23 protein-coding genes are annotated in these 22707 nt (G+C 56.9%); 16 read left to right on the plus strand and 7 right to left on the minus strand.

Annotated elements, in window-relative coordinates; translation table 11 throughout:
• Positions 1 to 53 precede the first annotated feature (53 nt).
• Positions 54 to 206, plus strand: coding sequence for a hypothetical protein (locus AC6IZD_RS19440; protein WP_497785354.1), 153 nt, complete (start codon positions 54 to 56; stop codon positions 204 to 206).
• Positions 207 to 437: 231 nt separating this feature from the next.
• Positions 438 to 2036, plus strand: a complete 1599-nt coding sequence (locus AC6IZD_RS19445) for an amino acid permease (RefSeq protein WP_497785355.1) — start codon at positions 438 to 440, stop codon at positions 2034 to 2036.
• Positions 2037 to 2097: 61 nt separating this feature from the next.
• On the opposite strand, the gene AC6IZD_RS19450 is transcribed toward AC6IZD_RS19445, so the two are convergent.
• The 3 genes from AC6IZD_RS19450 to AC6IZD_RS19460 all read right to left on the minus strand — a co-directional run bounded on the left by AC6IZD_RS19450 (position 2098) and on the right by AC6IZD_RS19460 (position 5245).
• The gene (locus AC6IZD_RS19450) at positions 2098 to 3858 is read right to left on the minus strand and encodes a sialidase family protein (protein WP_497785356.1); all 1761 of its coding nucleotides are present in this window, start codon (positions 3856 to 3858) and stop codon (positions 2098 to 2100) included.
• 292 nt (positions 3859 to 4150) lie between these two features.
• Positions 4151 to 4657 (minus strand): nucleoside deaminase, encoded by a 507-nt coding sequence (locus AC6IZD_RS19455; RefSeq protein ID WP_497785357.1) that lies wholly within the window; start codon positions 4655 to 4657, stop codon positions 4151 to 4153.
• A gap of 48 nt (positions 4658 to 4705) precedes the next feature.
• A complete protein-coding gene (locus AC6IZD_RS19460; RefSeq protein WP_497785358.1) occupies positions 4706 to 5245 on the minus strand; it encodes a histidine phosphatase family protein in 540 nt (179 codons plus the stop codon).
• Between the two features lie 68 nt (positions 5246 to 5313).
• Between AC6IZD_RS19460 and add the strand changes: the two genes are divergently transcribed.
• Both add and AC6IZD_RS19470 read left to right on the plus strand, forming a co-directional pair.
• On the plus strand, positions 5314 to 6345 hold the full coding sequence (add, locus tag AC6IZD_RS19465; RefSeq protein WP_497785359.1) for an adenosine deaminase: 1032 nt from the start codon (positions 5314 to 5316) through the stop codon (positions 6343 to 6345).
• An 18-nt stretch (positions 6346 to 6363) separates the two neighbouring features.
• Positions 6364 to 7083, plus strand: coding sequence for an aspartate/glutamate racemase family protein (locus AC6IZD_RS19470; RefSeq protein ID WP_497785360.1), 720 nt, complete (start codon positions 6364 to 6366; stop codon positions 7081 to 7083).
• Positions 7084 to 7131: 48 nt separating this feature from the next.
• Here AC6IZD_RS19470 and AC6IZD_RS19475 read toward each other — a convergent pair whose 3' ends face one another.
• Positions 7132 to 7869 carry a YIP1 family protein gene (locus AC6IZD_RS19475; RefSeq protein WP_497785362.1) on the minus strand — a complete coding sequence of 246 codons (738 nt, stop codon included), beginning with the start codon at positions 7867 to 7869 and terminating at the stop codon, positions 7132 to 7134.
• Positions 7870 to 7992: 123 nt separating this feature from the next.
• Complete coding sequence (locus AC6IZD_RS19480; protein WP_497785363.1) at positions 7993 to 8517, minus strand: YybH family protein; 525 nt, start codon at positions 8515 to 8517, stop codon at positions 7993 to 7995.
• 141 nt (positions 8518 to 8658) lie between these two features.
• Between AC6IZD_RS19480 and AC6IZD_RS19485 the strand changes: the two genes are divergently transcribed.
• Together AC6IZD_RS19485 and AC6IZD_RS19490 are read left to right on the plus strand one after the other, a co-directional pair.
• Entirely contained in the window at positions 8659 to 9354 is a 696-nt protein-coding gene (locus AC6IZD_RS19485) for an iron-containing redox enzyme family protein (RefSeq protein WP_497785364.1), read from the plus strand.
• 127 nt (positions 9355 to 9481) lie between these two features.
• The gene (locus tag AC6IZD_RS19490; protein WP_497785365.1) at positions 9482 to 9877 is read left to right on the plus strand and encodes a thioesterase family protein; all 396 of its coding nucleotides are present in this window, start codon (positions 9482 to 9484) and stop codon (positions 9875 to 9877) included.
• 118 nt (positions 9878 to 9995) lie between these two features.
• On the opposite strand, the gene AC6IZD_RS19495 is transcribed toward AC6IZD_RS19490, so the two are convergent.
• Complete coding sequence (locus AC6IZD_RS19495) at positions 9996 to 10670, minus strand: HAD family hydrolase (RefSeq protein WP_497785366.1); 675 nt, start codon at positions 10668 to 10670, stop codon at positions 9996 to 9998.
• Positions 10671 to 10809: 139 nt separating this feature from the next.
• On the minus strand, positions 10810 to 12123 hold the full coding sequence (locus AC6IZD_RS19500) for a serine hydrolase domain-containing protein (RefSeq protein WP_497785367.1): 1314 nt from the start codon (positions 12121 to 12123) through the stop codon (positions 10810 to 10812).
• 220 nt (positions 12124 to 12343) lie between these two features.
• Here AC6IZD_RS19500 and tgt point away from each other — a divergent pair, with 220 nt between their 5' ends.
• From tgt to AC6IZD_RS19550, 10 genes are all read left to right on the plus strand, one after another.
• A complete protein-coding gene (gene tgt / locus AC6IZD_RS19505; RefSeq protein WP_497785368.1) occupies positions 12344 to 13483 on the plus strand; it encodes a tRNA guanosine(34) transglycosylase Tgt in 1140 nt (379 codons plus the stop codon).
• Positions 13484 to 13737: 254 nt separating this feature from the next.
• Positions 13738 to 14079 (plus strand): preprotein translocase subunit YajC, encoded by a 342-nt coding sequence (gene yajC, locus AC6IZD_RS19510; protein ID WP_497785370.1) that lies wholly within the window; start codon positions 13738 to 13740, stop codon positions 14077 to 14079.
• A gap of 15 nt (positions 14080 to 14094) precedes the next feature.
• Positions 14095 to 15735 carry a protein translocase subunit SecD gene (gene secD, locus AC6IZD_RS19515; protein ID WP_497785372.1) on the plus strand — a complete coding sequence of 547 codons (1641 nt, stop codon included), beginning with the start codon at positions 14095 to 14097 and terminating at the stop codon, positions 15733 to 15735.
• 127 nt (positions 15736 to 15862) lie between these two features.
• Positions 15863 to 17068, plus strand: coding sequence for a protein translocase subunit SecF (gene secF / locus AC6IZD_RS19520; RefSeq protein ID WP_497785374.1), 1206 nt, complete (start codon positions 15863 to 15865; stop codon positions 17066 to 17068).
• Positions 17069 to 17286: 218 nt separating this feature from the next.
• A complete protein-coding gene (locus tag AC6IZD_RS19525; protein ID WP_497785375.1) occupies positions 17287 to 18051 on the plus strand; it encodes an energy transducer TonB in 765 nt (254 codons plus the stop codon).
• A gap of 234 nt (positions 18052 to 18285) precedes the next feature.
• Complete coding sequence (locus AC6IZD_RS19530; protein ID WP_497785376.1) at positions 18286 to 19044, plus strand: MotA/TolQ/ExbB proton channel family protein; 759 nt, start codon at positions 18286 to 18288, stop codon at positions 19042 to 19044.
• 25 nt (positions 19045 to 19069) lie between these two features.
• Entirely contained in the window at positions 19070 to 19522 is a 453-nt protein-coding gene (locus AC6IZD_RS19535) for an ExbD/TolR family protein (RefSeq protein WP_497785377.1), read from the plus strand.
• Between the two features lie 12 nt (positions 19523 to 19534).
• The gene (locus AC6IZD_RS19540; protein ID WP_497785379.1) at positions 19535 to 19963 is read left to right on the plus strand and encodes an ExbD/TolR family protein; all 429 of its coding nucleotides are present in this window, start codon (positions 19535 to 19537) and stop codon (positions 19961 to 19963) included.
• 193 nt (positions 19964 to 20156) lie between these two features.
• Positions 20157 to 20972, plus strand: coding sequence for a tetratricopeptide repeat protein (locus AC6IZD_RS19545; protein WP_497785381.1), 816 nt, complete (start codon positions 20157 to 20159; stop codon positions 20970 to 20972).
• 50 nt (positions 20973 to 21022) lie between these two features.
• On the plus strand, positions 21023 to 22627 hold the full coding sequence (locus AC6IZD_RS19550) for a hypothetical protein (protein WP_497785383.1): 1605 nt from the start codon (positions 21023 to 21025) through the stop codon (positions 22625 to 22627).
• Positions 22628 to 22707 lie beyond the last annotated feature (80 nt).

Consider the following 22707-nt stretch of genomic DNA (forward strand, 5'->3'; position numbering starts at 1 on the left):
GCCGTTCACGGCACACGCGCCAAGAGCGCAGATTTATAGCAAAGGAAACGAGAATGCCCAACACCACAGCACTGCCCAAGGAAGAACGCAAGGCCGCCAAGCGCACCGCGCGCAAGAAGGCAGCTCCCAAGGCCGCTCGCACTTATGAACGCGGCTCCAAGAAGCCCAAAGTGACGAAGGCCGCACGCGGTCAGTCAAAGCGCTAGTTCAACATTCCAGAAGTCTTTCGATGCCCCACCTTTGCCTTATCCGGCGAGAGGTGGGGTTTCTAGTTTTATTCTGCTTTTGACCCGCAGTCATCCAGCGCGAACTCGAAGACCCTGCTTGCGGCTGAATCTGCCGCTGGCGTTTCAGGCCACCTGTAGCGCTCCAATCTTTGTTCGTACAGGGCCTCAATGCATCTTCTTAACACGCCACCCGCGTTTTGCTTGTTATGATTGCATTCGGGAACATTCCCCATCACACCCGAATCGCAAGAAAGCCGGGAACGAGGAGCAATTCCGCTGGCGAGTCAACTTTTTGCCCGCAAGTCCATCGACAGGCTCATCTCTGAGGCCGAAGAACCTGGCCACCGCCTGCAGAAAACTCTAGGCCCCTGGTCGCTCACTGCGCTTGGCATCGGAGCCATTATCGGCTCCGGCATTTTCGTGCTTACCGGCACGGCCGCCGCTGGCGAACATTTCGAGGTTCCCTCGATCTTCCACGCCCAGGTGATGGACATCCTCTGGAACTTCCTGCGGCACGGCAGCATGCACGGCGCGCTCATGCATGGCCGTCCGGCTGCCGGACCTGCTATCGCCATTTCGTTCATATTGGTCGCCATCGCCTGCTCGTTCGCCGGACTCTGTTACGCCGAACTGGCCTCGATGATTCCTATTGCCGGGTCGGCCTACACCTACAGCTACGCGACACTTGGCGAAATCTTCGCCTGGATCATCGGCTGGGATCTCATTCTCGAATACGCCGTCTCCAACGTTGCCGTCTGCGTCGGGTTTGCCGGATACCTGAAGGCTCAACTCGCGCAATTTGGGCTCGTGTTGCCGGAGAGGTGGTCGTCCCCTGTCTGGGCCTCGGGCAAGTGGACTGGAGCCTACTTCAACCTTCCTGCATTCATCGTCGTCATGATTCTGAGCTGGCTCCTGGTGCGCGGAGTGCGCGAGTCGGCGAAGGTCAACAACGCCATGGTCGCCATCAAGATTGCTGCCATCGCGCTGTTTCTCGGTATCGGCGGCATGCTGGTGAACAAAACCAACTGGGTTCCGTTCGCGCCCTCCGGATTCAGCGGCGTTCTCACCGGTGGGGCCATCGTCTTCTTCACCTACATCGGCTTTGACTCAGTTTCCACCGCCGCCGAGGAATCCAAGAATCCGCAAACCGACATTCCGTTCGGAATCATCGCCTCTCTTGTCGTTTGCACAGTGCTCTACGTCGGTGTAGCTCTCGTGCTGCTCGGCATGATGAAGTACTCGGTTTTTGGCGAGGGCGCAGCGGCCGAAGCTCCCGTGGCCTATGCCCTGCAGCAGCTCGGAGCCAAACCGATTTGGCGTTCGGTCATCATCATCGGTGCGCTCATGGGCATGCTGAGTTCCTTGCTGGTCTTCCAGTACGGACAAACTCGCATCTGGTTCGCGATGTCCCGGGACCGCTTGTTGCCCGAGTTCTTCTCCCGCGTCCACTCGCGTTTCAAGACGCCCCACTGGTCCACTTGGGTTGCTGGACTTGCCGTGGGCCTGCCCTCGGGATTGGTTGATATCGGCGACGCTGCCGACCTGTCGAACATCGGCACCCTGTTTGCCTTCGTTCTTGTTTCGCTCGGAGTTATCGTCCTGCGCCGCACGCAACCCGACCGCCCGCGTGGTTTTCGCGTGCCGCTTGTGCCCCTGTTCCCGCTTATCTCAGTGGTTCTCTGCGGGAGCCTCATGGCGGGCCTGACGGTAATTACCTGGATTCGTTTCTTTGTGTGGTTAGGTTTGGGGCTCGTGATCTACTTCGGTTTCAGCCGCAAACACAGCGAGTTCGCAACTAACACACAGTAAGACAAGCTGTGCCGGACCTCACGCGTCGTGCGTAGAGGTCCGGTTCCAGCCTACTCAGTTCTTACGGCGTAATGGTCGAGGCGTAGATGTTCTGGTCTAGTCCGCCTGTCGCATCGAAGCAGGCCGTTAGGGTTGACGTGCAGGCTCCTCCCGTCTCCGGATCGCCAGCCACATCCGCGCCATCATTGTCTGCCGACGCGTCAGGTGCAGGCACCGTATCCCTTTGATCGGTCCATGTTGCACCAACCGTATTGCCCTGTGCGGCGACAGTGATGTAGTCGCCGAAGAAGGGCACCGTCCTCCCGCTGAATTGCTCGTAATTGGGGTTTGTAGGAGTATCCGTCACCTGGATGCTCGTTGCCCAGGTCTTCCCTCCATCCAGCGATTCCGTATAGCGCACGTTCACGCAGGCGCTGGTTTGCCCCGTAGCGCTATTGCATGGTGGCCTGGTTGGAGCATAGGTCGAGTCGCCCCGCGAGTCATACCAGATGGCGTTCACTCGTCCGGCCGACGCAGCCAGGAATGGGAAGAACTGGTGTCCAGTGCCGCTTTGCGCGAGCAGCGCCGGGCTGCTCCATGTGCTCCCGCGATCGGTGGAGTAAACGTATTCAATCTGCCCCTGACCCGAAGACTGTGCTGCCTGGAACGCCATCACTACCGTTCCATGCGCGTTGTCGGCGGCAAGGTAAGGCGGAGCCAAGTCGAATCTTGGGAAGGTATATCCAGTTGGGCAGTTGAACGGCGCATCGCCACATTCACGCGCACCGTTGCCAGAGAACTGCTCTGAAACGAATGGTGTATAGACGACCGCAATGGTCGGTTTGCTGAACGTTTGCCCATAGTCGCCGGAAACCGTGAAGGCTGCACCGCTTACGGACTTAGGTGCAAGGGCGAAAGATCCGCCTGTGGTCGCTTGCCATCCGATGTACACCGTTCCCGACATACCTATTGCGATTGAAGGCCCCTGGTTGTTGCAGATTCCAGTAGAGATCTTTTGTGGAGCACTGAATGTTGCACCATGATCGGTCGAGCGGCTGAAGAGAATCTGGTTACAACCAAAGCCGTGGAAATCGGACCACGCGGTGTAGATGTACCCTGTCGCGGGATCAACCGCCATGCTCGTCTTATCATTGAACGAGCCAAGACCAAACGTGTTCGTCGCAATGAGCACCGTGCGCACATACTTTGCGCCGTCCGTTGACGTATTCGCCGGATCGACCGGTGCGTAGGTGGCTACCCAGATGGAGCCAATGTTGTTGCGCGTTGTACCTGAGACGCCGTTCTCGGTTCCCCGACTGAAGTTGTTGCCCATCACAAACAGATTGCCTTGACCGTCCCAGCTCATCACCGGGTCGCCGGCGGCTGTAGATCCCCGCAGCACAAGGCTGTGCAGAGGAGAACTCGCGGCCTCAGGCGATGTGTCGCCGTTGTAGCCCGGCACCAGGCTGTCAGTCCAGGTCTTGCCTGTGTCGGCGCTTCGATAGAAACCAACCCACGCATCGCCTGAGACCGGAACCGTACAGTAATCGTTTGCGCCGCTCGCCCAGACGTTTGCGTTTCGCGGATCGATGGCCAGTGTTGGCTCATTCTGCGGCCTCCGATCAACTCCGCAACGTTTCAGCACCGCATCTGTGTATGACCCTCCTGCTAACTGATCGGCGCTTACATACGTGCTGTTTTGGTCGACCGTCACACGAACGTTTGCGCCTGCCGTTGGTGCGGCGAGCGATGCCGTTACACCTGCGCATACCACTATGCTTGCGGCCGCAATTCGAAAAAGTGACCGGGCAGTGGAAGGACGTGTTTCCTTCAATGTCGCCATGAAATCCTCCTCGATAAGCACGACAGATGAGTCGGCTTGCTGGTGAGTTCCCCGATGAGCTTCTGAGCCGTCCTTATTGATCTAGGTCAAACAGGTCGGGTTGTCCCATGACTTGCACTGGAGGAGTGCTTTGGTTGCTGATCGGAATCGAGGTGGGGTCAACTGAAAGAGTGTCTCTGATTGTAAGCAGGCGAGATCCGCTGAAAACACGCCTTCATTGGCCTAGGCGGCGGTAACACTTTCCTGCCACAAAGAATTGCGCAGCTTACTCGATGGCTGCGCAATCCTGGTCTCAATAATCTATGCGCGCCGAACTCTTACTCCATTCCTGGAAAGCTCTCTCCGCATCGGCATGATCGAAGTGTATCAACTCAATTTCGCGTTCCTCGCGCGGAACCCTGAACTGTTCGTACATAAATGCGTCACTGAAACCCGCTGCGGCGGCACCATCCGCGTCTGCCGCGTAGTACACCCGAGGAATATGCGCCCAGTACGAGGCGGCAAGGCACATGGGACAAGGCTCGCAACTGGTGTAGAGCACGCAATCTGGAAGGTGAAACTGCCGTTGCTGTTTACACGCCTCCCGTAGCGCGATCACTTCGGCATGTGCCGTCGGATCCAAATCCCTTGTAACGCGATTCGCGCCCTCGGCAATGATCTTTCCGTCGCGTACCACTACGGCGCCAAACGGTCCGCCTCCCGCCTTCACGTTCTCAACCGCAAGCTCGATCGCACGTGAGATGAAGAGTGAAACGTCAGCCGACTCCAAATCACCAGACTTACTCCCTTGAATCGCCACAGCCCCCCTCTCGCTTCCAAACTCGAATTCTGAGCACCTGCTCTGGCATCACATTTGAAATACATGCACTGAGCAGTTTGTGATTGGCTTCCTAGCCTCTGATTCGAGCAGTGTGTACAGCATCTTGATAACTCCACCATGCGTCACCACCGCCAGGTCGCGACCGCCATCGAGTTTCGACGCGCTCTGCAGGAACCTCTTCATCCTCGCAGTGACGTCGACGACCGATTCGCCGCCATACGGACGGTAGTCATAGGCCATTTCCTGCACGTCCACGCGTCGGAGGTCCTTACCCGTAGCGGCTTCGACTTCGGCCCATGTCTTTCCAGCAAGCGAACCGAAGTTTCTCTCGCGCAGGTCAGGATCGAAAACGAGTTTACTGCCGTGCTTCGCCGCTATGAACTTCGCGGTGTTTGTGGTTCGCAGTAAGGGCGAACTCACGATCAGGTCGAAATCCTCGTTCAAGCTCTCGGCTACGGCCTTAGCCTGTTCTCTTCCGGTGTCATCCAGATCGTCATCCAGCCATCCTGTAAGCCTGTTTTCAAGGTTCAGTGCTGTCTCACCATGTCTTATTGCAATGATTCTCATGTCTATCCAATCGTCAGTTCAATTCCATTCTCAACACGACGCAAGGGGAAATTCAATAGAATGATCCAGTGAACACCGACTTCATTACTCGCCTGCCCAAGGCCGAACTTCACCTCCATCTTGAAGGCTCGGTCGCCCCTCTTACACTCAGCCAGCTTAGCGAGAAGCATCACACGCCTTTTCCATGGGTTAGTAATCGATATAAGGCGCTGCCTAACTCGCATCGCACGCTCACGCCAGCAGAGTGTGCCGCGCTTTACAACTACAAGGACTTCACCGGCTTCCTCGTCGCTTTCAAGTCGGTCACCGAGCGCTTGCGCGATCCTGAAGACTACGAACTCATCACCTACCGACTTGTAGAAAAGCTTGCCGCCCAGGGATGTCTTCATGCGGAGGTGTTCGTCAGTGTCGGCGTCGTCTTCTGGCGAGGGCAGGAATTCGATCCACTTTTTGAAGGCATGGAGCGAGGCCGTCAACGCGCCGAAAAAGATTTCGGCACTACGCTCTACTGGATCTTCGACGCTGTTCGCGACTTTGGTCCCGAGGAAGGTGAAAAGGTTCTCGCCAGTGCCATCCGGCACCAATCGCGGAATGTCATCGGAATCGGTATCGGAGGCGACGAGCGCAACGCCGGTCCTGAGCTCTTTGAGCAGGTTTACGCTCGCGCCGCCCGCCATGGACTTCGCCTCAGCGTTCACGCCGGAGAAACCACTGGTCCCGTGTCGATCTCCGGCGCGCTCGACGTGCTCAAGGCCGAACGTCTGGGCCACGCCCTCAACGCGTATCAGGACCCCAAACTTGTCGATCGTCTCGTGCGCGATCAGGTTCCGCTTGAGCTCTGCGTTACTTCGAACCTGCGTACGAGTTGTTGCGCCGATCTTTCGTCGCATCCGTTGCGCCGCTACTTCGACGCCGGAGCTCTTGTCACTCTGAATACCGACGACCCGGAGATGTTTCAAACGACACTTGTGCACGAGTATCAGTTGGCGCAAGATGCTTTTGGATTTACGAACGAAGAGCTTCGCCAGCTTGCTGCCAATTCCTTCCGCGCCTCATGGCTGCCCGAGGAGCGCAAGCGCGAGTTGCTGAAGCTCTTATAGGCTGGACACGAACTTACGATGCCTCAACCATTACACATTGGAATTGTTGCCTGCTCTGCCGAGGGTGCTGCGCTCTGTTATCGCACCATTTGCGCCGAAGCGCCCGCCATCCTCGGGCGCCACATGCATCCCGAAATCTCGATGCATACTCACTGTCTTGGTGAATACATGCAGGCCATCGAACGCGACGACTGGGACGCCGTCGCCAAACTCATGCTTTCATCCGCGCGCAAGCTCCAGCAGTGCGGAGCCGATTTCCTGCTCTCGCCTGACAACACGATCCACCGCTGTTTTGAGCGAGTCGCATCGGCCTCGCCACTCCCTTGGCTGCACATTGCTGAAGAGGTCGCCAATGCTGCCCAGGAACACGGATTCCAGCGCCTTGCTATCACCGGAACCAAGTACACCATGGAGGGCCCAGTGTATCCCGAGGTGCTTTCGCGCCGCAGTATCGAATACCGAGTTCCCTCACCGCTCGATCGCGGACGCATCGACCACATCATCTTCAGCGAACTCGTGAACGGCATTTTCCGCTCCGATTCTCTCGGCGTCCTTAGCACGATCGTGAGCCGCATGAAGGCCGAGGGCTGCGATGCCGTTGTGCTCGGATGCACGGAACTTCCTTTGCTTATCGGCAACGAAACGTCGCCTCTTCCGGTGCTTGATTCCACGCGCCTGCTTGCGCGTGCGGCACTCGCCCGAGCCACGCGCGAAGTCGCCGAACCAGCCACCAAATAGAAAGGGCTCCCATCACGGGAGCCCACTTACTCAAGTTCCTTGCGTTGATTACATCGCGCTCACTGCTGCGCCCAACAGCTTCACAAACAGGAACAGGCCAAAGATCGTCGCGAACGCCGTCCCCTTCTTGACCTTGCTCAGCTGCGAAATTCCAATTGCCATCAACAGAATCGTCCACAGACTGAACACATCGAAGGCTCCGAGCAGTCCCTTCCAGAACGGCATGGTGTTCGGGATGAAGTAGCCAATGCTGGTCGCTGTCGGGAACTTCACATCGAATGCCTCTGGATCCACCACGCATACTACGATGGTCGCAAGCACCGTACTTAGGATCGCCGGCAGCATGCTATACGCGGTCACGGCCATGCTCTGTTTGAAATTAAGTTTTGCACCAAATCCAAAGTTGAACAATCCGAGCAACACGCCTGCCGTCACCACCAGCATCAGCAGATTGGTAACAGGCGCGGCATAGCCCACATACTTCGCGCCCACTTCCTGCTGTTTCATGATCTTTTCGCGCTGATCCGCAGGAATCTTCTCCAGTCGCTCGGCGGCCTTTGAGTTTGCCTGGATCTGCGTTTCAATGATCTGTCCCCAGCCGATCTTTTTGTCGATAGCGAAGACAAACGCCATCGAAAACACCGAGATCAGCAGCCATGGCACCCACCAGCTCGCATTGTTGCGCAGGTCGGCCATCGTTTTCGAAGGCGCTGTGAAGGTGTACAGCAGGCGCTGGCCTTCGCCAAGCGCGGGTACTGGCTCCACTGAGACTGCAGAGGTGCTCATAACTTTCTCCCGGAGATGAAAATTGCGTTCGTGCGATTCTAGCGAATTCCATGTCTCTGCTGAGAGTTTTTTGCTCCCGCAAATCCAAAAAACCTCGACTTGAATCCCTGCTTGAGTTCTCTCTTACGACGAATGGTCGTGAATGATGCGCCATCCATCGTCGAATTTCTTGAAAATGAGAGTGAACAAGCCGCTGTGTGTCTTGCCGTCTTTCATTGTCAATTGCCAGCCGCCACGCACAAAGGCCGCATCGCTTCCGAGCGTCTGCACCTTAACATCGTTGAAACTCAGCTTGCCCATGTCTTTGTCCTTGCCAGCATAGGCTTCGCGATAGCGCTCGTACGCCGCATTCCAGCCTGCGGTCCTCTTGCCAACGGCGAAAAAGGTCAACTGCGGCGAATCCCAGTAACCCTGCATGTAGCCCTTCAGGTCACCTTGATTCCACGCTGCCAGTTGTGCATCAAGCACGGCGCGGATTGCGCTCTCCGGGTCTTTCTTGTCCCCGCTCTCTTCCTTTGGGGAAGTTTTATGCTTGCCCTTTGCCGCGTGGTGGGTCGTTTTCTTGCGCTTATGCGTTTGCGCGTGCCCTATGGTCGTGCCCAACAACAGCAACGCCAGCACGATCGCAGCTCCCAGTCGTTTTGTCATTTGCATCTCTATCCTGCTGCTCTGCTTTTTTGCCCTGTATTGAGGGCCAACATGCATCCAAAACTTGAATGCGAGTAGATCACCGCGTAGTCTCCTTTGATACCACTCAGGGGAAGCACCTATGTTTCGTTCGGAGGACTCATGAACGTTAAGCTCTTTCAGCGCACTCTCGACGCGCGGATTGCGCGCCACGATCTTCTGAAGCATCCCTTTTATCAGGCGTGGACCAATGGCACTCTTTCTTTCGATCACTTACGGGCCTACGCCGCCGAATATTTTCATCACGTAGCAGCATTCCCAACATTTCTCAGCGCGCTCCACTCGCGTCTCGCTGACGGACCGCTTCGCCGAGCCGTGCTTCGCAACCTCGCCGAAGAGGAGATTGAAGGACGCGCTCACAGCGATATGTGGTTAGACTTCGCCGAGGGGATTGGGCTTTCTCCCGACAGGGTGCGAGGCAGCGAGCCGAGCCCGCCGGTTCGCCACCTGATCGAGCGTTTCTATCGAAGCGCCTGCAAGGATTCTCCCGCCGAAGTGCTCGCTACCTTCTATGCTTATGAGTCGCAGGTCCCCCGCATCAGCGGGGAGCGCGCTCGGGGCTTATTGCGTCACTACGGAGCTGACGCCCGTACCTGTGGATACTTCGCACTCCATACGTATGCTGACGTTCGCCACTCTGAGATCTGGCGCGAGGAATTGGTCAGGGTAATTTCGCGCAATTGCAACCTGGTGATACCAGCTCTTGACGCAGCAGAACGAGGGGCGTTCTGGCTCTGGCAGGCTCTCGATTCGAGTAATGCTCATCGCCTGCAAGCGGGATTTGCGCTGGCCGCATAGCTCAAGCAAGTGGGAAGGCGGCTGCTAGTGGTCGCCTGTCCCGAAAATTCTTGTATCCGGAATAAATCAGAGGTGCTGAATACTTTCGCTTGCCGTCCGGCCCGCACTTAGGTAGAGTGTCCGCCCTATGGTGAAAACGGTCCCAATTGGCGCGAAAGGTACGGCAGAGGAGCGAGTGCAGTACGAGCACACCCTGACCGCGTACAGTCATTTGCTTCCGCCCCTCTATTCAACGCCCGATATGATTCGACTTATGGAGACGGCCGGCACACACGCATTACAGCCTTACTGCGAACCGGGGGAGATCTCGGTCGGCACTGCTGTATGCGTCGAGCATCGCGCTCCAGCCGGAATCAACACTGTCGTGCGCGCTTCCGCCGAAGTCGAGGCAATCGAGGGGCGTTTTTACAAAATTCGTGTTTCCGCCTACGAAGGCAAGCGAGAGATCGGCAGGGGAACAATCACCCGTACCATCGTCCGCGCTGACGACTTCCTCAAGAAACACGACATCCCGAAGCCATAATTCTTCAACACTCGACGCACACACTTCTGCACAATCCCTTTTCGTGCACCCACATCTGCTACCTCAACAACAGATGTGGGTTTTTCATTGCACTTGCAACGTTGCTGAAGTACGGGGACTATCGCTGTTCTGCCGCGACCGGCTCTGTTTCGCCCAGTAGCAGAGCTCTCAGCTCACCCACTGAAATTTCCGGCTTTCCCGTCAGCATCACCGGATCGGGAGCCGAGTGGAAAATGTAGCTCTGCAATCCAGCTTTCTTTGCCGCGTCGGTGTTCACCTTCTTGTCGTCCAGGAACAATGCTTCTTCAGGCCTGCATCCAAGACGCTCACAGGCAATGCGGTAAATCTCGGGCATTGGCTTCATAATCCCCAGTTCGCATGAATAGATCTGGACATCGAATTCGTCCAGCCAGTCGAACTTTCGGCGCATGGCTTCCAGCATCTTGAACTCCATGTTGCTCAGGATGCCGATCTTGTAGCCGGCTGCTTTCAAATCCCGCGCAAACCGGATCATCTCAGGAGATACGTTTGTCCATTGCGCGTTGTCCACATCCATCAGCTTCTTTGCATCTTCGTCGTTGATCGAAATCCCGCAGTCCCGTCCGAGCACTTTCCAGTAGCTTGCGTTGTCCAGCGTTCCCAGGTCGAGTTCTTCGCGATGTCCCCAATAGGTCTTCTGGAACTCTTGCAGTTCCTTGCCAAACAGCGCACTCATCCGCTGCCAATTTTCCAAGGTGGGAGGCAGCGACAGCACTTTTCCATAATCGAAAATGACGGCTTTCAACGTATGCATATTGAAATCCTACACTCAGAATGGGGAAGTTCAGGGGCCCCATTCAGGGTTGCAGTTTGCTTGGGCGGAATTCAGCAAGGCACAAAACACCAACAGGAGCGAACCGAGTCCGCTCCTGCCAATTCAAAGCTGGTTCAGCTTACTTCACCACAGCATCCGAACTGAACGTGTCGATCAGATACAGATACGGAAACGCGCCATCGTCCCCTACCTGGGTTTCCATGATCGTCACCGTGTCGTTTGTAGGACTGTTATTCCAGAGCGTGCTCCAGATGCCGCGCCAGCCGTAGCTGCCCTTGCCTCCCAGCCAGAAGCCCGGGCCGCCATGCGTATCCGTCACCTGCACGTCCACTCCGTAGCCCCACATATTCTCGGTTAAGCTCGAGGTCTTGAACTTGTCCGGCGAGGGATGAGTCATCAAGTCCACTGTCTTCTGGCTCAGTACGCGAACGCCGTCCAGCTCACCTTTGTTCAGCATCATTTGGCCAAACCGATAGTAGTCATAGGCCGTGCAATGCAACCCCGCACCTGCCGAGAGATACTCTTTGTTCTTTCCAAACGAGTACTGCGTATCCTCTTCCAGTAGCCCGAGCTTCTTCGTGGCAAACAGTGCGGTCGAGTCGTTCTTTACCGTCACTTCTGGGATCCTCGCCTGCACGTCTTCCGGCGGATACCACCAGCTCTCGTTCATCTTCAGCGGCTTGAAGATCGCCTTCGTCACGTACTGATCCAGTGGCATCCCGGAGAACTTTTCTACCAGGTATCCAATGATGTCCTGCGAAGCGTGAGCATACTGCCAGCCCTCACCCGGTTGAAAAGCCAGAGGGCACTTCGCCATATTCATTACGTTGTCTTTCAACGTGTGCGTGTACGAAGCGTTGAACAGATCCCGCACACCCTTCTCGGCATAGCACTCTGTGACAGCATTCGTAGCTGCGTTCGTGCCATGGAAGAAGGTGGCCGTGAATCCCGCCGAATAGCTCAGCAGGTCGTGCATGGTGATTTCGCGTTTGGCTGGGACGAGGGTTATGTGCCCCGTGCCATCGTCCTGCGCCACCTGCATGTTCTTGAACTCGGGAATGAATTTTGAGAGCGGATCATCCAGCTTGAACATTCCTTTGTCATAGAACTGCATGAGCGCCACCGTCGTGATCGGCTTCGTCATCGACGCCTGCCGGAAGATCGCATCCGTCTTCATCGGCACGCCTGATTTCGATTCCCCGTATGCCTTGTACAGAACAATCTGCCCATGCCGCGCAACCAGCACCACTGCGCCTTTGTAGTACTTAGCTTTGATTCCAACCTGCACGAAGTCATCAATGGATGACACTACCTCGCGAGACATTCCGACCTTGTCGGGACTCACCACGTTCACCGGCCCGGCCCAACTCGGCACGGCCAGCAGCAGGAAACCGATGAGAGTCGCTGAAATCAGACGCGTAACTTTCTTCATAGTTCCTCCTCGCAACGTCACAATCGACAGCCCGAAACCATGTATTCAGATGCTCTTCGGGCAACCTAGGGCCAACCCTTCGGCCCGGTCCGTTCCCGTATGGAGACGAAGTTCTGGTTCTGAAACTTACTGCTGCGAAACTCCGAGTTTCTGGTCGCGCGACCTTAAAGACCTTTCGACTTTTGAACCTTGAAACCTGGTCTTTTACAATCAACTCTCCATGTCATTTTCTTTTCAGGTCGAAGCCACTTGTGGCGCCGCGCGCGCTGGCCGTTTCATCACTCCGCACGGAGAGGTTCGTACCCCCGTTTTCATGCCCGTTGGCACCGTGGCTTCGGTCAAGGGTGTTTCTCAGGATTTGCTCGAAGAACTCGGCGTCCAGATCCTGCTCAACAACACCTACCACCTCTATCTGCGCCCCGGAGTCGAGACCGTTCGCCAGCTCGGCGGCGTGCAGAAGTTCATGGCATGGAACAAGCCCATACTTACCGACTCCGGCGGTTTCCAGGTCTTCAGCCTCAGCGAGCTTCGCAAGCTCACCGAAGATGGCGTGCAGTTCCGCTCTCATCTCGATGGCTCGCTGCACTTCTTTTCGCCCGAAACCTCCATCGCCACCGAAATCGGCCTCGGCGCCAACATCATCATGGCTTTCGACGAGTGCACCGAGTTTCCGGCGACCTACGACCGCGCCCGCAAGTCCATGGAGATGACGGCCCGCTGGGCGCTTCGCAGCAAGCAGTATTTCGAAGCACACAAGCGCGAGGTGCCCTGGTTCGAGGAAAAGACGCGCGAGTTCGGCACCGAGCAGTCCCAAGCTCTATTCGGAATCGTGCAGGGAGGTATGTACCCAGACCTCCGCCGCGAATCCGCCGAGCGCACAATCGAAATTGGGTTCCCGGGATACGCCATAGGAGGGCTTGCTGTCGGAGAGCCTCGCGAGAAGACTTGGGAAATGATGCACGCCACCATTCCGCTGCTTCCGACCGACAAGCCACGCTACGTCATGGGCGTCGGCACCCCGGAGGAGATCGTCGAGTACGTTCGCCTTGGTGTGGACATGATGGATTGCGTTTTGCCCACCCGCGCCGCGCGACATGGGCTGCTCTTTACCTCGGAGGGCAAGGTCAATATCAAAAACGCGCGTTTTGCGCGTGACGAAGGCCCAATCGATCCCAATTGCAAATGCAAGGTATGTGCCCGTTATTCACGAGCTTATCTCCGCCACCTGTATTCATCTCAGGAGGTGCTGGCACAAGTACTTAACACCGTGCATAATCTCGCGCACTACCTTGACATCATGCGGCGCGTCCGAGAGACTATCATTTCAGGGGAATTTGCAAGCGCTCGTTCGGCTGTTTAAGGGCGGGCAAAGTTGTGGGCGTTCGCTAAGGTTTCACCTCTTCGCGGCCGTCTTCCCTAAATTCTGCGTGCTGGAACTTGGAATTCGCGTTAATCTGAACTCCCAGATACCAGAAGAACTTTGGCACCACCGGTGAGTCACTGTGCCCAGGGTGTGTCTCTCGTGCGCAGACCTCGCCGTGATGTTTCAGGTAATTTCAAATTCTGCGCCGCGTTCTGCCAGCGGGCACCGGCAAGCGGCGGGAGCCCTAGAGAATGATTGCTCATTTCGCATCCCTCGTCCTGTTCCAGCAGTCTGGTGGAGGGATGACTGGTCTTCTGATGATGGTGGCGATTTTCGCCATCTTCTACTTCCTTCTCATCATGCCGCAGCAAAAGCGGCAGAAGAAGTGGCAGGAAATGCTGGCCAATTTAAAGTCCGGCGACCGTGTCACTACTACTGGAGGAATCATCGGTATCATTCTTTCAATTAGGCAGAGCGAGGGAAATGACGCGGGCAGTATTGTTCTGCGCGTCCCCCCGGATAACCTGAAAATTGAAGTTGCACGTAATGCCATCGCATCGGTCACCCTCGACGATGGCGCAAAGAAATCTTAGGCGGTCGCGGTTTCCATGAAGAAGAACCTGCTTTGGAAGGTCGTACTCATCCTCGCTACTCTGATCGTATTCGTCTGGGGAATTTTCCTCGGCACCGATCCTCAGAAGAGCATTGAAGCCATTAAGACCAAAGGTCTTATCGCTGGCATTCAGCAAAACATCCATCTCGGCCTCGATCTTCGCGGCGGCACTCACCTCATCCTTCAGGTGCAGGTCAATGATGCTGTCAACGCCGAAACCGATCAGACCGTTGAACGTCTCAAGGACGCGCTGAAGAAGAAGAACATTGGTTACGGTGACATCATCAAGACGGACCCTGTCGCCGCTCCCCAGGCTATCAGCGTTCGTGGCGTCGATATCGGTGCCGCGGGTGATCTTCGTTCCGTAGTCACCGAGCAGTTTGGCGAATACGATCTCGCCTCTGGTGCCGAGAATTCCTGGACCGTAGCTCTGAAGCCCCAAGTTCTCGATTCCATCAAGAAGCGCGCCGTCGAGCAGGCCATTGAAACCATCCGCAACCGAATTGACCAGCTCGGCGTTTCCGAGCCTGTGATTCAGGAACACGGCCTTGGCGAGCACCAGATCCTAGTGCAGCTTCCCGGCGTGGACGATCCCGCCCGCGTGAAGGAAGTCATGCAGTCCACCGCTATGCTTGAGATCCGCCAGGCGATCGATCGCGAAGCATATCCGAGCGAGCAGGCCGCGTTGGCTGCCCACGGCGGCATTCTTCCTCCCGACTCCGTGATCATGAAGGGCAAGAACATCGGTGGCAAGGCGAGTTCTGATGGTGGAGACGTCTACTACATCATCAGCCGTGTTTCGGCCGTCAGCGGACGCGATCTGCGTTCTGCCGAGGCTGGACGCGAGGACACTGGTCGCCCCGACGTCATGTTCACGCTGACCCGCGATGGCGGCGACCGCTTCTACAACTTCACCTCCTCGCACGTAGGCGATAGCCTCGCGATCGTGCTCGATGGCAAGGTGCAGGAAGTTGCCAATATCAAGGAAGCCATTCGCGACACCGGCCGTATTTCCGGTTCGTTCACCGAGCAGCAGACCAAGGATCTTTCGATGGTCCTGCGTTCTGGTGCTCTGCCTGCCTCGATCAAGTACCTCGAAGAGCGCACCGTCGGTCCCTCGCTCGGTGCTGACTCGATTCGCCAAGGCATCCGCGCTGCTCTAATCGGCATGGTCGCTGTCATGGTCTTCATGCTGATCTACTACCGCTTCGCCGGTATCAATGCAGACCTTGCGCTGGTCCTGAACTTGGTGATCTTGCTTGGGTTCCTTGGCTTCTCCGGAGCCACGCTCACCCTGCCGGGCATTGCCGGTCTGATCCTCACCGTCGGTATGGGCGTTGACTCCAACGTGCTGATCTTCGAGCGTATCCGCGAAGAACTGCGCGCTGGCAAGACGCCGCCTTCGGCCGTAGAGCAGGGCTTTGGCCATGCTTGGGTGACCATCGTTGATACGCACGTCACCACCATTGTTTCGGCGGCCATCCTGTTCCTGTTCGGAACCGGTCCGGTCAAGGGCTTTGCCGTCACACTGACCTTCGGTCTGCTGGCAAACCTGTTCACCGCCGTGTTCGTATCGCGCACCATCTTCGACAGCATCCTCAACCGTCACAAGGTTGGCGAGGCGCTCTCGATCTAGTTCGCCGGCGGGTAGCTCCGGTTTCGGAGCGCCCGCCGCAGCAAGTCAGGTGTAGGAACCGCGGCAGCGGCTGCGGCGCAAAAGAATTCAAGAGAAGCACGTGCTTCTCGGGTAGAAGGCTTCTACTGTGGAACTGTTTCGCAATACAAATATCGACTTCCTGAGCAAGAAGTGGTACTTTCTCGCTCTCTCTCTGGTCTTCTCCGTCGCCGGCGTCATTTCCATGGCTGCCTGGCACGGCATTCCGCTCGGGATCGATTTCCGCGGCGGCACCGTGGTGGACGTCAAGTTTACGCAGACGCCCAACGTTGATGCCATCCGTGCTGATCTCGACCGTGCGGGCCTGAAGAACCCGACCATCCAGGCCGACACTCGCCCGGGCCACAACGAACTGCTCATCCGGCTCGACATCCGCGAAACCAGCGAGCAGGCGCTCGATCAGGGCAAGGAAAAGATCATCAACGCTCTTGAGACCAGTTCTCAGCCGGGCAAGACCGACCTCAACAACGTCGGCTACAGCTCGCTGCAGGATTACTTGCTCAAGAACGATCCTCTGCACCTTGGCACCGACGCTCCGCAGCAATACGGCCAGATCGCCCGCGCAGTTGTCGATTTTCGTGACAAGACCCGCGGCGGCGTGCTCAACTCCATTTCTGATGTGAGTGGCGTGGCTCCTGCCCCGGTTGTTCAGGCCCTGCAGCAGGACTTCTTTACCTCCAACTTCGGCGTGCGGAACGTGGAAATTGTCGGACCGCAGGTCGGAGCCCAGCTCCGCCAACGCGCTCTGCTCGCCACCCTCTACTCTCTGCTCGGAATGCTTGTTTACCTCTGGTTCCGCTTTGAGTTGATCTATGGTGTGGCTGCCGTCGTCGCCTGCTTCCATGACACGCTGATCACGGTTGGTGCATTTTCGCTGCTCAACACTGAGATCTCGCTGACGGTAATCGCCGCGATTCTCACCCTCGTCGGCTACTCGATGAACGACACCATCGTCGTTTTCGATCGTATTCGCGAGAACGTGAAGCTACTTCGTAAGGAGTCGCTCACTGAGATCGTAAATCGTAGCATCAACCAGACTCTGAGCCGAACCGTTCTGACCTCAGGCTTGACGTTCCTGACCGTGCTTGCGCTGTTCGTCTTCGGCGGCGAAGTTTTGCATGGCTTCTCTCTTGCCCTGGTCATCGGCATCATAATTGGCACTTACTCGTCTATCTTCATTGCCGCACCTATGCTGGTCGCATATCAGCAATGGCGTGGCAAGCAGACTGTCCCCGGTGCGCCGGCCTCTTCGAGCACTGAAGGCCGTCGTTACAAAGCGCCTGCAAAGGCTTAAGACTGGGCCAGTCTACAAACGTAGTTCAGGTAAGGCGGGCAGCCCCAGAGGTCGCCCGCCTCGCTGTTTTCCGAAACTGTTTTGCTTTGCCTCGCCGTTCTCCCCTGAAATTTTGACCGGATGAGGTTTTTGAGGAATTTTTTTAGAGTTCGTGCCCAATTCCGGGAGCAAATTGAACGTCCCCGGTGTCTATTCGATTAGTAACGGAGAACAGGCTTATGTTTGAAGACAGCCTCTTGGAGTCTGGCGGGAAGAATTCGAAATTGAAGCGGCGTGGCCCTTGGGCGACGCTCCTCTCATTTTTGATTCAAATCGCTCTCGTGGGCGTACTCGTGCTGATTCCTTTGATCTACACTGAAGCACTTCCCAAGCAGCAGCTGATGGGCTATCTGGTTGCTCCTCCGCCGCCTCCACCTCCGCCTCCGCCTCCAGCGGCGACCCCGGCGCCGGTTAAGGTGGTTAAGGTTCAGACCGAGATTGACAATGGTCAGCTCAAGGCGCCAACCACCATCCCTAAGAAGATCCAGATGATCAAGGAAGACGACGCTCCGCCGCCGTCCAGTGGTGGTGTCGTAGGTGGCGTCGTAGGTGGCGTACCGGGTGGTCAGGCCGGTGGCGTTGTCGGCGGCGTGCTCGGGTCCATCATGTCCTCTGCTCCCACTGCGGTTCCCAAGGCAGCCACGCCTCAGCGCGTCAAGGTTTCCTCTGGCGTCACCACGGGTATGGTGATCCGCAAAGTGCAGCCGACTTATCCGCCGTTGGCCAAGCAGGCCCGCATCTCTGGAGCTGTTGTGCTTCAGGCGGTTATCGGTAAGGACGGCAGCATTCAAAACCTGAAAGCCGTCAGCGGTCACCCCATGCTGATCCAGAGCGCCATTGATGCCGTGCGGCAGTGGAAGTACAAGCCGTACATCCTGAATGGCGAGCCGGTCGAAGTGGATACGCAGGTTACGGTCAACTTTAACTTGGCGGGCGCAAGCTAGTCCTCGCTATGGGGGGGGGCGACCAGTTCCCGGCTTGGTATTTTGGCCGACTCTGGTTCCTCTGTCGAATTCCAGCTCTGGCTGGCGCATCTCTTTAGAGATCCTGCCAGTCTCAGTCGGGCGCTTCGTGCTCGTCGCCGCCCGGAAGGATCGCGCAGGCCCTGCAGCGGCTGCGCACTAACTTAGAAAATCAGAACTCTTCCAAGAGGGTGTTCTGAGGAGGAAATTCAACTCATGGTTCTCGCAAACATTGCAACTTTGGTTCTGTGCAACATGCACCAAGCCGCGGTCCTGCTCTTCCAAGAGCCAGAGGGTGGTATCGGATGGGATCCGATCTCGCTGTGGAAGCAGATGGGCGTCCTCGCGAAGGTCGTCGTCATCGTGCTCTTCCTTATGTCCGGTTGGTCGATCGGCATCATGATCGATCGCGCGCTTGCCTTCTCCGCCGCTCGTAGTCAGTCGCGTGCGTTTGCTCCCGCAGTCGCCGGCGCCCTTAAGGACGGCAAGATCGAAGAAGCTATCAAGGTTGCTGATCGCAACAAGAAGAGCCACTTGGCTAAGGTCGTTTCCGCTGGCCTGCAGGAATTCAAGGCTCACGGCGAATCCACCGAACTGCCTGGTGAAGAGCTCGAAGCTTCCCGTCGCGCCCTCGAGCGTGCAGAAGCCATTGTTCACGCTGAATTGAAGCGCGGTCTTGCTGGTCTGGCCACCATTGGTTCCACCGCTCCGTTCGTAGGCCTGTTCGGAACCGTGGTCGGCATCTTGAACGCGTTTAAGGGCATTTCGGGCGCGAAGGCAACCGGTCTCGCCGCCGTCGCCGGTGGTATTTCGGAAGCTCTGGTAACCACCGCTATCGGTCTGTTCGTGGCTATCCCGGCCGTCTGGATGTTCAACTACTTTACCGGTCGCGTCGAAGCGTTCGACGTCGAAATGGAAAATAGCTCCAGCGAATTGATCGACTATTTCCTGAAGCGCCGCAACGTCCGCAAGTAACTGGAACCCCGGAGATAGGGAAGAAATGGCAAACGGCAAGAAAAAGAAAATAGCAGGCGTCAACTCGGACATCAATGTGACTCCGATGGTCGACGTGATGCTCGTATTGTTGATCATCTTCATGGTGATCACGCCAATGCTCCAGAAGGGCGTTAGCGTGACCCTGGCGAAGACCGACAATCCGATCAAAATGCCCGAGGCCGACAAGGAAGATTCCCTCATCGTGGCGGTTATGCGCGACGGGAAGATTTACTTCAATTCCGACGCGGTTTCGGCTGAAAACTTGACTGACAAAGTGAAAGATAGACTCGCGAACAAGCCTGATAAGCGAATCTTCGTGAAAGCTGACGCTGGCGCCAAGTATGGCGATGTCGTCGCCGTGGTCGACAATGTCCGTTCCGCTGGAGTGGATCAGCTCGGCCTTCTCACTGAAGAACGTAAGCAGGGCTCGCTCGAATCGCCGGCAACGGCCAAGTAGGAGACAACCGCTATGGCAATGGCAGTTGGCGGTGGGGACGGTGGTCCCCAGGCAAACATTAACGTAACGCCGTTGATTGACGTGTTGCTCGTGCTGCTGATCATCTTCATGGTGATCACTCCGCTCACGCCCAAGGGCCTTGACGCGCTGGTTCCCCAGCCGCCGAAGCAGCCCCAAAAGCAGACGGAGTCCAACGATCGCACGATCGTGGTTCAGGTGCTCAAGAACAATACGCTCAAGATCAACCAGGACGACGTTACGCTCGACAAACTCCAGGGCCGTCTTGAAGACATCTTCAAGACGCGCGCCGAAAAGGTTGCGTTCGTGAAGGGTGATGAAGACCTCACCTTCTCCGACGTAGCCCAGGTAATTGACAAGGTCCACGCTGCTGGCGTGGACAAGGTGGGTCTCATTACGGCCAAGATCGAACAAGGTCAATAGCCGTAACGCGAGAAAATGAGCAACGGGAGTGCGGTGCGAGCCGCGCTCCCACCTCCTCGCAAGCTCCCGCAATATTCGGGAGAATTGAAGCGCCAGCAGCCATATTCGGCAACCAGCGCCGCCGGACCGGCTCCGAAGCTTCGCCCGAGACCTTAGACCCCGGCCAAGAATTGGCAACGGAAGGTGACATCAAATGAACAGAATCGTACGCGTGCTGGCCGGTTTGTTCCTCGCTCTCATCGTACTGGCCTCTGCCGGCTGCACCAAGCTCCAGGCTCGCGACCACCTCAACAAGGGAGTTCAGTCCTATAAGAACGCCCGTTATGAAGAGGCGATCGAACACTTCAAGACTGCTGTTAGTCTCGATCCCAAGCTCCTCAACGCGCGCATCTATCTCGCGACCGCCTACGCCCAGCAGTATGTGCCTGGCGCGGAGACAGAAGAGAACAAGCGCTTTGCTGCGCAGGCCATCGATGAGTACAAGAAGGTACTCGACGCAGATGCCAGCAACATCAACGCTGTTAAAGGTATCGCCTACCTTTACCTTCAGCAGAAGCAGTTCGATGACGCCAAGCAGTTCTATAACAAGGCCGTCCAGATCGATCCTAATGATCCGGAATCCTACTACTCCGTCGCCTTCATTGATTGGACCGAGGCTTACAAGTTCCGTCAGGATGAGCGCAACAAGATCGGCATGAAGGCCACCGACCCACTCAAGGACAAAAAGGTCTGCGAAGTGGTCAAGGCTCACAACGCGCCTATAGTTGAAGAAGGCATCAACCTTCTCAGCAAGTCCCTCCAGCTTCGTCAGGACTACGACGATGCCATGGCGTACATGAACCTCATGTATCGCGAGCGCGCCGATTACGAATGCGACAATCCTGATGCCCGCACCGCCGATCTCAAGACGGCCGACACGTGGGTTGACAAGACCATCGCGACCAAGAAGGAAAAGGCCAATAAGCAGGGTCCGGGCGGAATCGTCATGGATCAGCAGCAGGGCAAGTAACCTTCTACTACACATCGCTTCACCGAGCGGCCTCTCTTCGGAGAGGCCGTTTGCGTGCCGCAACAATTTCTGATTCCTCTCCGCCCGGCAAAGGGCTACACTGGATTTCTCACAAGACAATCTGGAGTGCAGTGTTGGCTGTCGATCTCAGTTGGGAACTTACTATCCTCGAAATCGTGCATGGTTTCTATCTCAACCTGCTGCGCGAATTTCTTGAGGACGAAGTAACGCCGCCGCGCGGGCTTGAGCCCGAGTCGCTGCGCGCTCGTGATCGCGATGTTGCAACACTGCTACCTGCAATGCGCCGCTGGCTCAAGCTGCTTGACATGGCGATCACGCCCGAAATGCTTCGCCACAGCCTCACCACAACTGTCGATCAAGATCTTGCTGAGGCCCTCCTTCGCTATTACGCACGCAAGCAGTCCAAGAACGACTTCGATCGCGACAAGACGGATTTCGTCGCTACCTTCCTCTATAGAAATCCTCGAGTGCCTGGTCAGTGGGATCGCCGCGGATACTCGATGGATGGTGTTGCGCCCATCCCGCCCTTCGAGATCGCGCTGATGGAAATTCTTGACGACGCCGAACTCCCCCAGCTCACGGCGGACGAGGCGCGTACGCTGGAGGAGTTTGAATACCTCAGCGACGAAGTCGAACACATCAGCCACTTCGACCGGCTCATGGATTCCGGGCTTATGCAGAAGGCCCGGAACATCAAGCACACCTTCGGCCCCGCGTTCTATCACCCTCATGCGCTGGCTACTATCGCACCTTACAATGACAAGTTCGGTCGTCGCTTCATGGAACTGTTCAAGTCGGCGGCCAGCCGCATCAAGGCCTACGCCGACGACATCCAGCAGCGAGGCGGAAGCCTGTCATCGCGGGTGGACGGTGACATCACCGTCGAGCAGCTCACTCGCCTTGAAGTCAATAAGATCCTCGACACTGAGTATCGTCGCGCACAGGACCACTTCCGCCACGTTTCGCGGCTCAAGAAGGCCGTCGACTCTCGCGCGCACACGCGTATTCTCGACGAAGCCATCCAGCCGCGCCCGGTCGAGCGATATTCGGCGCCGCCTCCACCCCCTGTTGCCGCACCCGCTCCTATGCCAACCCCAGCGCCTGCACCGAGTTCGCCTCTGCACGGGTTCGGTGATCCGGGACTGCTGCAAGAGGAGACCCGCATCCGGTCAGTTGAGGACTCACTTCGCAGTTGGGTTCGTGCGGCCGATGAGCGTTACCGCCAGATTGTTCCTATGAAGTTCGGCAACTTCGTCCTGCAGCCGCACGAAGCCGATGCCTGCGCTGCAGAGTTTCATCATGAGAAGAGTTTTCGAGGCGATAACGCCCGCGCACTCGTTCGCATGGTGGCCGTCATGGCGCGCATGCAGGCTGAAATCGAGGAATTCAAGCAGCGTCAGGATTCGACTCACCTTTGGCGTCCCCACGCTGATGCTCTTGTCCGCCTGCTGGACTCTGCCTCCACCGCCACGCAAAGCGCCATGGCTACGCTGAAAATTGCTACCGACCGGGGTTTGCTGGAAAAGGCAAAGGTGCTCACGGTTACTCTCGACCGCCTGCGAAATCGAATCGAGCAGGTGCAGCAGACGCTCGCCCTGGCGCCGATCCACATGGCGGAGCACTCCCGCATTTAGACGTTTTCGCCTGCCGAACGGCTATAAAAGGACGTTTCCAGCTCGCCTTTCCCGCTCTCACCTCAGCATCTCTGTTCCCC

The organism is Koromonas humicola, assembly GCF_059726255.1.

Bases quoted from the DNA above. Each gene is read 5' to 3' on its own strand.
- AC6IZD_RS19440 (WP_497785354.1), top strand. From the start codon at position 54: ATGCCCAACACCACAGCACTGCCCAAGGAAGAACGCAAGGCCGCCAAG.
- AC6IZD_RS19450 (WP_497785356.1), bottom strand. From the start codon at position 3,858: ATGGCGACATTGAAGGAAACACGTCCTTCCACTGCCCGGTCACTTTTT.
- AC6IZD_RS19460 (WP_497785358.1), bottom strand. From the start codon at position 5,245: ATGAGAATCATTGCAATAAGACATGGTGAGACAGCACTGAACCTTGAA.
- AC6IZD_RS19470 (WP_497785360.1), top strand. From the start codon at position 6,364: ATGCCTCAACCATTACACATTGGAATTGTTGCCTGCTCTGCCGAGGGT.
- AC6IZD_RS19475 (WP_497785362.1), bottom strand. From the start codon at position 7,869: ATGAGCACCTCTGCAGTCTCAGTGGAGCCAGTACCCGCGCTTGGCGAA.
- AC6IZD_RS19480 (WP_497785363.1), bottom strand. From the start codon at position 8,517: ATGACAAAACGACTGGGAGCTGCGATCGTGCTGGCGTTGCTGTTGTTG.
- AC6IZD_RS19485 (WP_497785364.1), top strand. From the start codon at position 8,659: ATGAACGTTAAGCTCTTTCAGCGCACTCTCGACGCGCGGATTGCGCGC.
- AC6IZD_RS19490 (WP_497785365.1), top strand. From the start codon at position 9,482: ATGGTGAAAACGGTCCCAATTGGCGCGAAAGGTACGGCAGAGGAGCGA.
- AC6IZD_RS19495 (WP_497785366.1), bottom strand. From the start codon at position 10,670: ATGCATACGTTGAAAGCCGTCATTTTCGATTATGGAAAAGTGCTGTCG.
- AC6IZD_RS19500 (WP_497785367.1), bottom strand. From the start codon at position 12,123: ATGAAGAAAGTTACGCGTCTGATTTCAGCGACTCTCATCGGTTTCCTG.
- tgt (WP_497785368.1), top strand. From the start codon at position 12,344: ATGTCATTTTCTTTTCAGGTCGAAGCCACTTGTGGCGCCGCGCGCGCT.
- yajC (WP_497785370.1), top strand. From the start codon at position 13,738: ATGATTGCTCATTTCGCATCCCTCGTCCTGTTCCAGCAGTCTGGTGGA.
- secD (WP_497785372.1), top strand. From the start codon at position 14,095: ATGAAGAAGAACCTGCTTTGGAAGGTCGTACTCATCCTCGCTACTCTG.
- AC6IZD_RS19525 (WP_497785375.1), top strand. From the start codon at position 17,287: ATGTTTGAAGACAGCCTCTTGGAGTCTGGCGGGAAGAATTCGAAATTG.
- AC6IZD_RS19530 (WP_497785376.1), top strand. From the start codon at position 18,286: ATGGTTCTCGCAAACATTGCAACTTTGGTTCTGTGCAACATGCACCAA.
- AC6IZD_RS19535 (WP_497785377.1), top strand. From the start codon at position 19,070: ATGGCAAACGGCAAGAAAAAGAAAATAGCAGGCGTCAACTCGGACATC.
- AC6IZD_RS19540 (WP_497785379.1), top strand. From the start codon at position 19,535: ATGGCAATGGCAGTTGGCGGTGGGGACGGTGGTCCCCAGGCAAACATT.
- AC6IZD_RS19545 (WP_497785381.1), top strand. From the start codon at position 20,157: ATGAACAGAATCGTACGCGTGCTGGCCGGTTTGTTCCTCGCTCTCATC.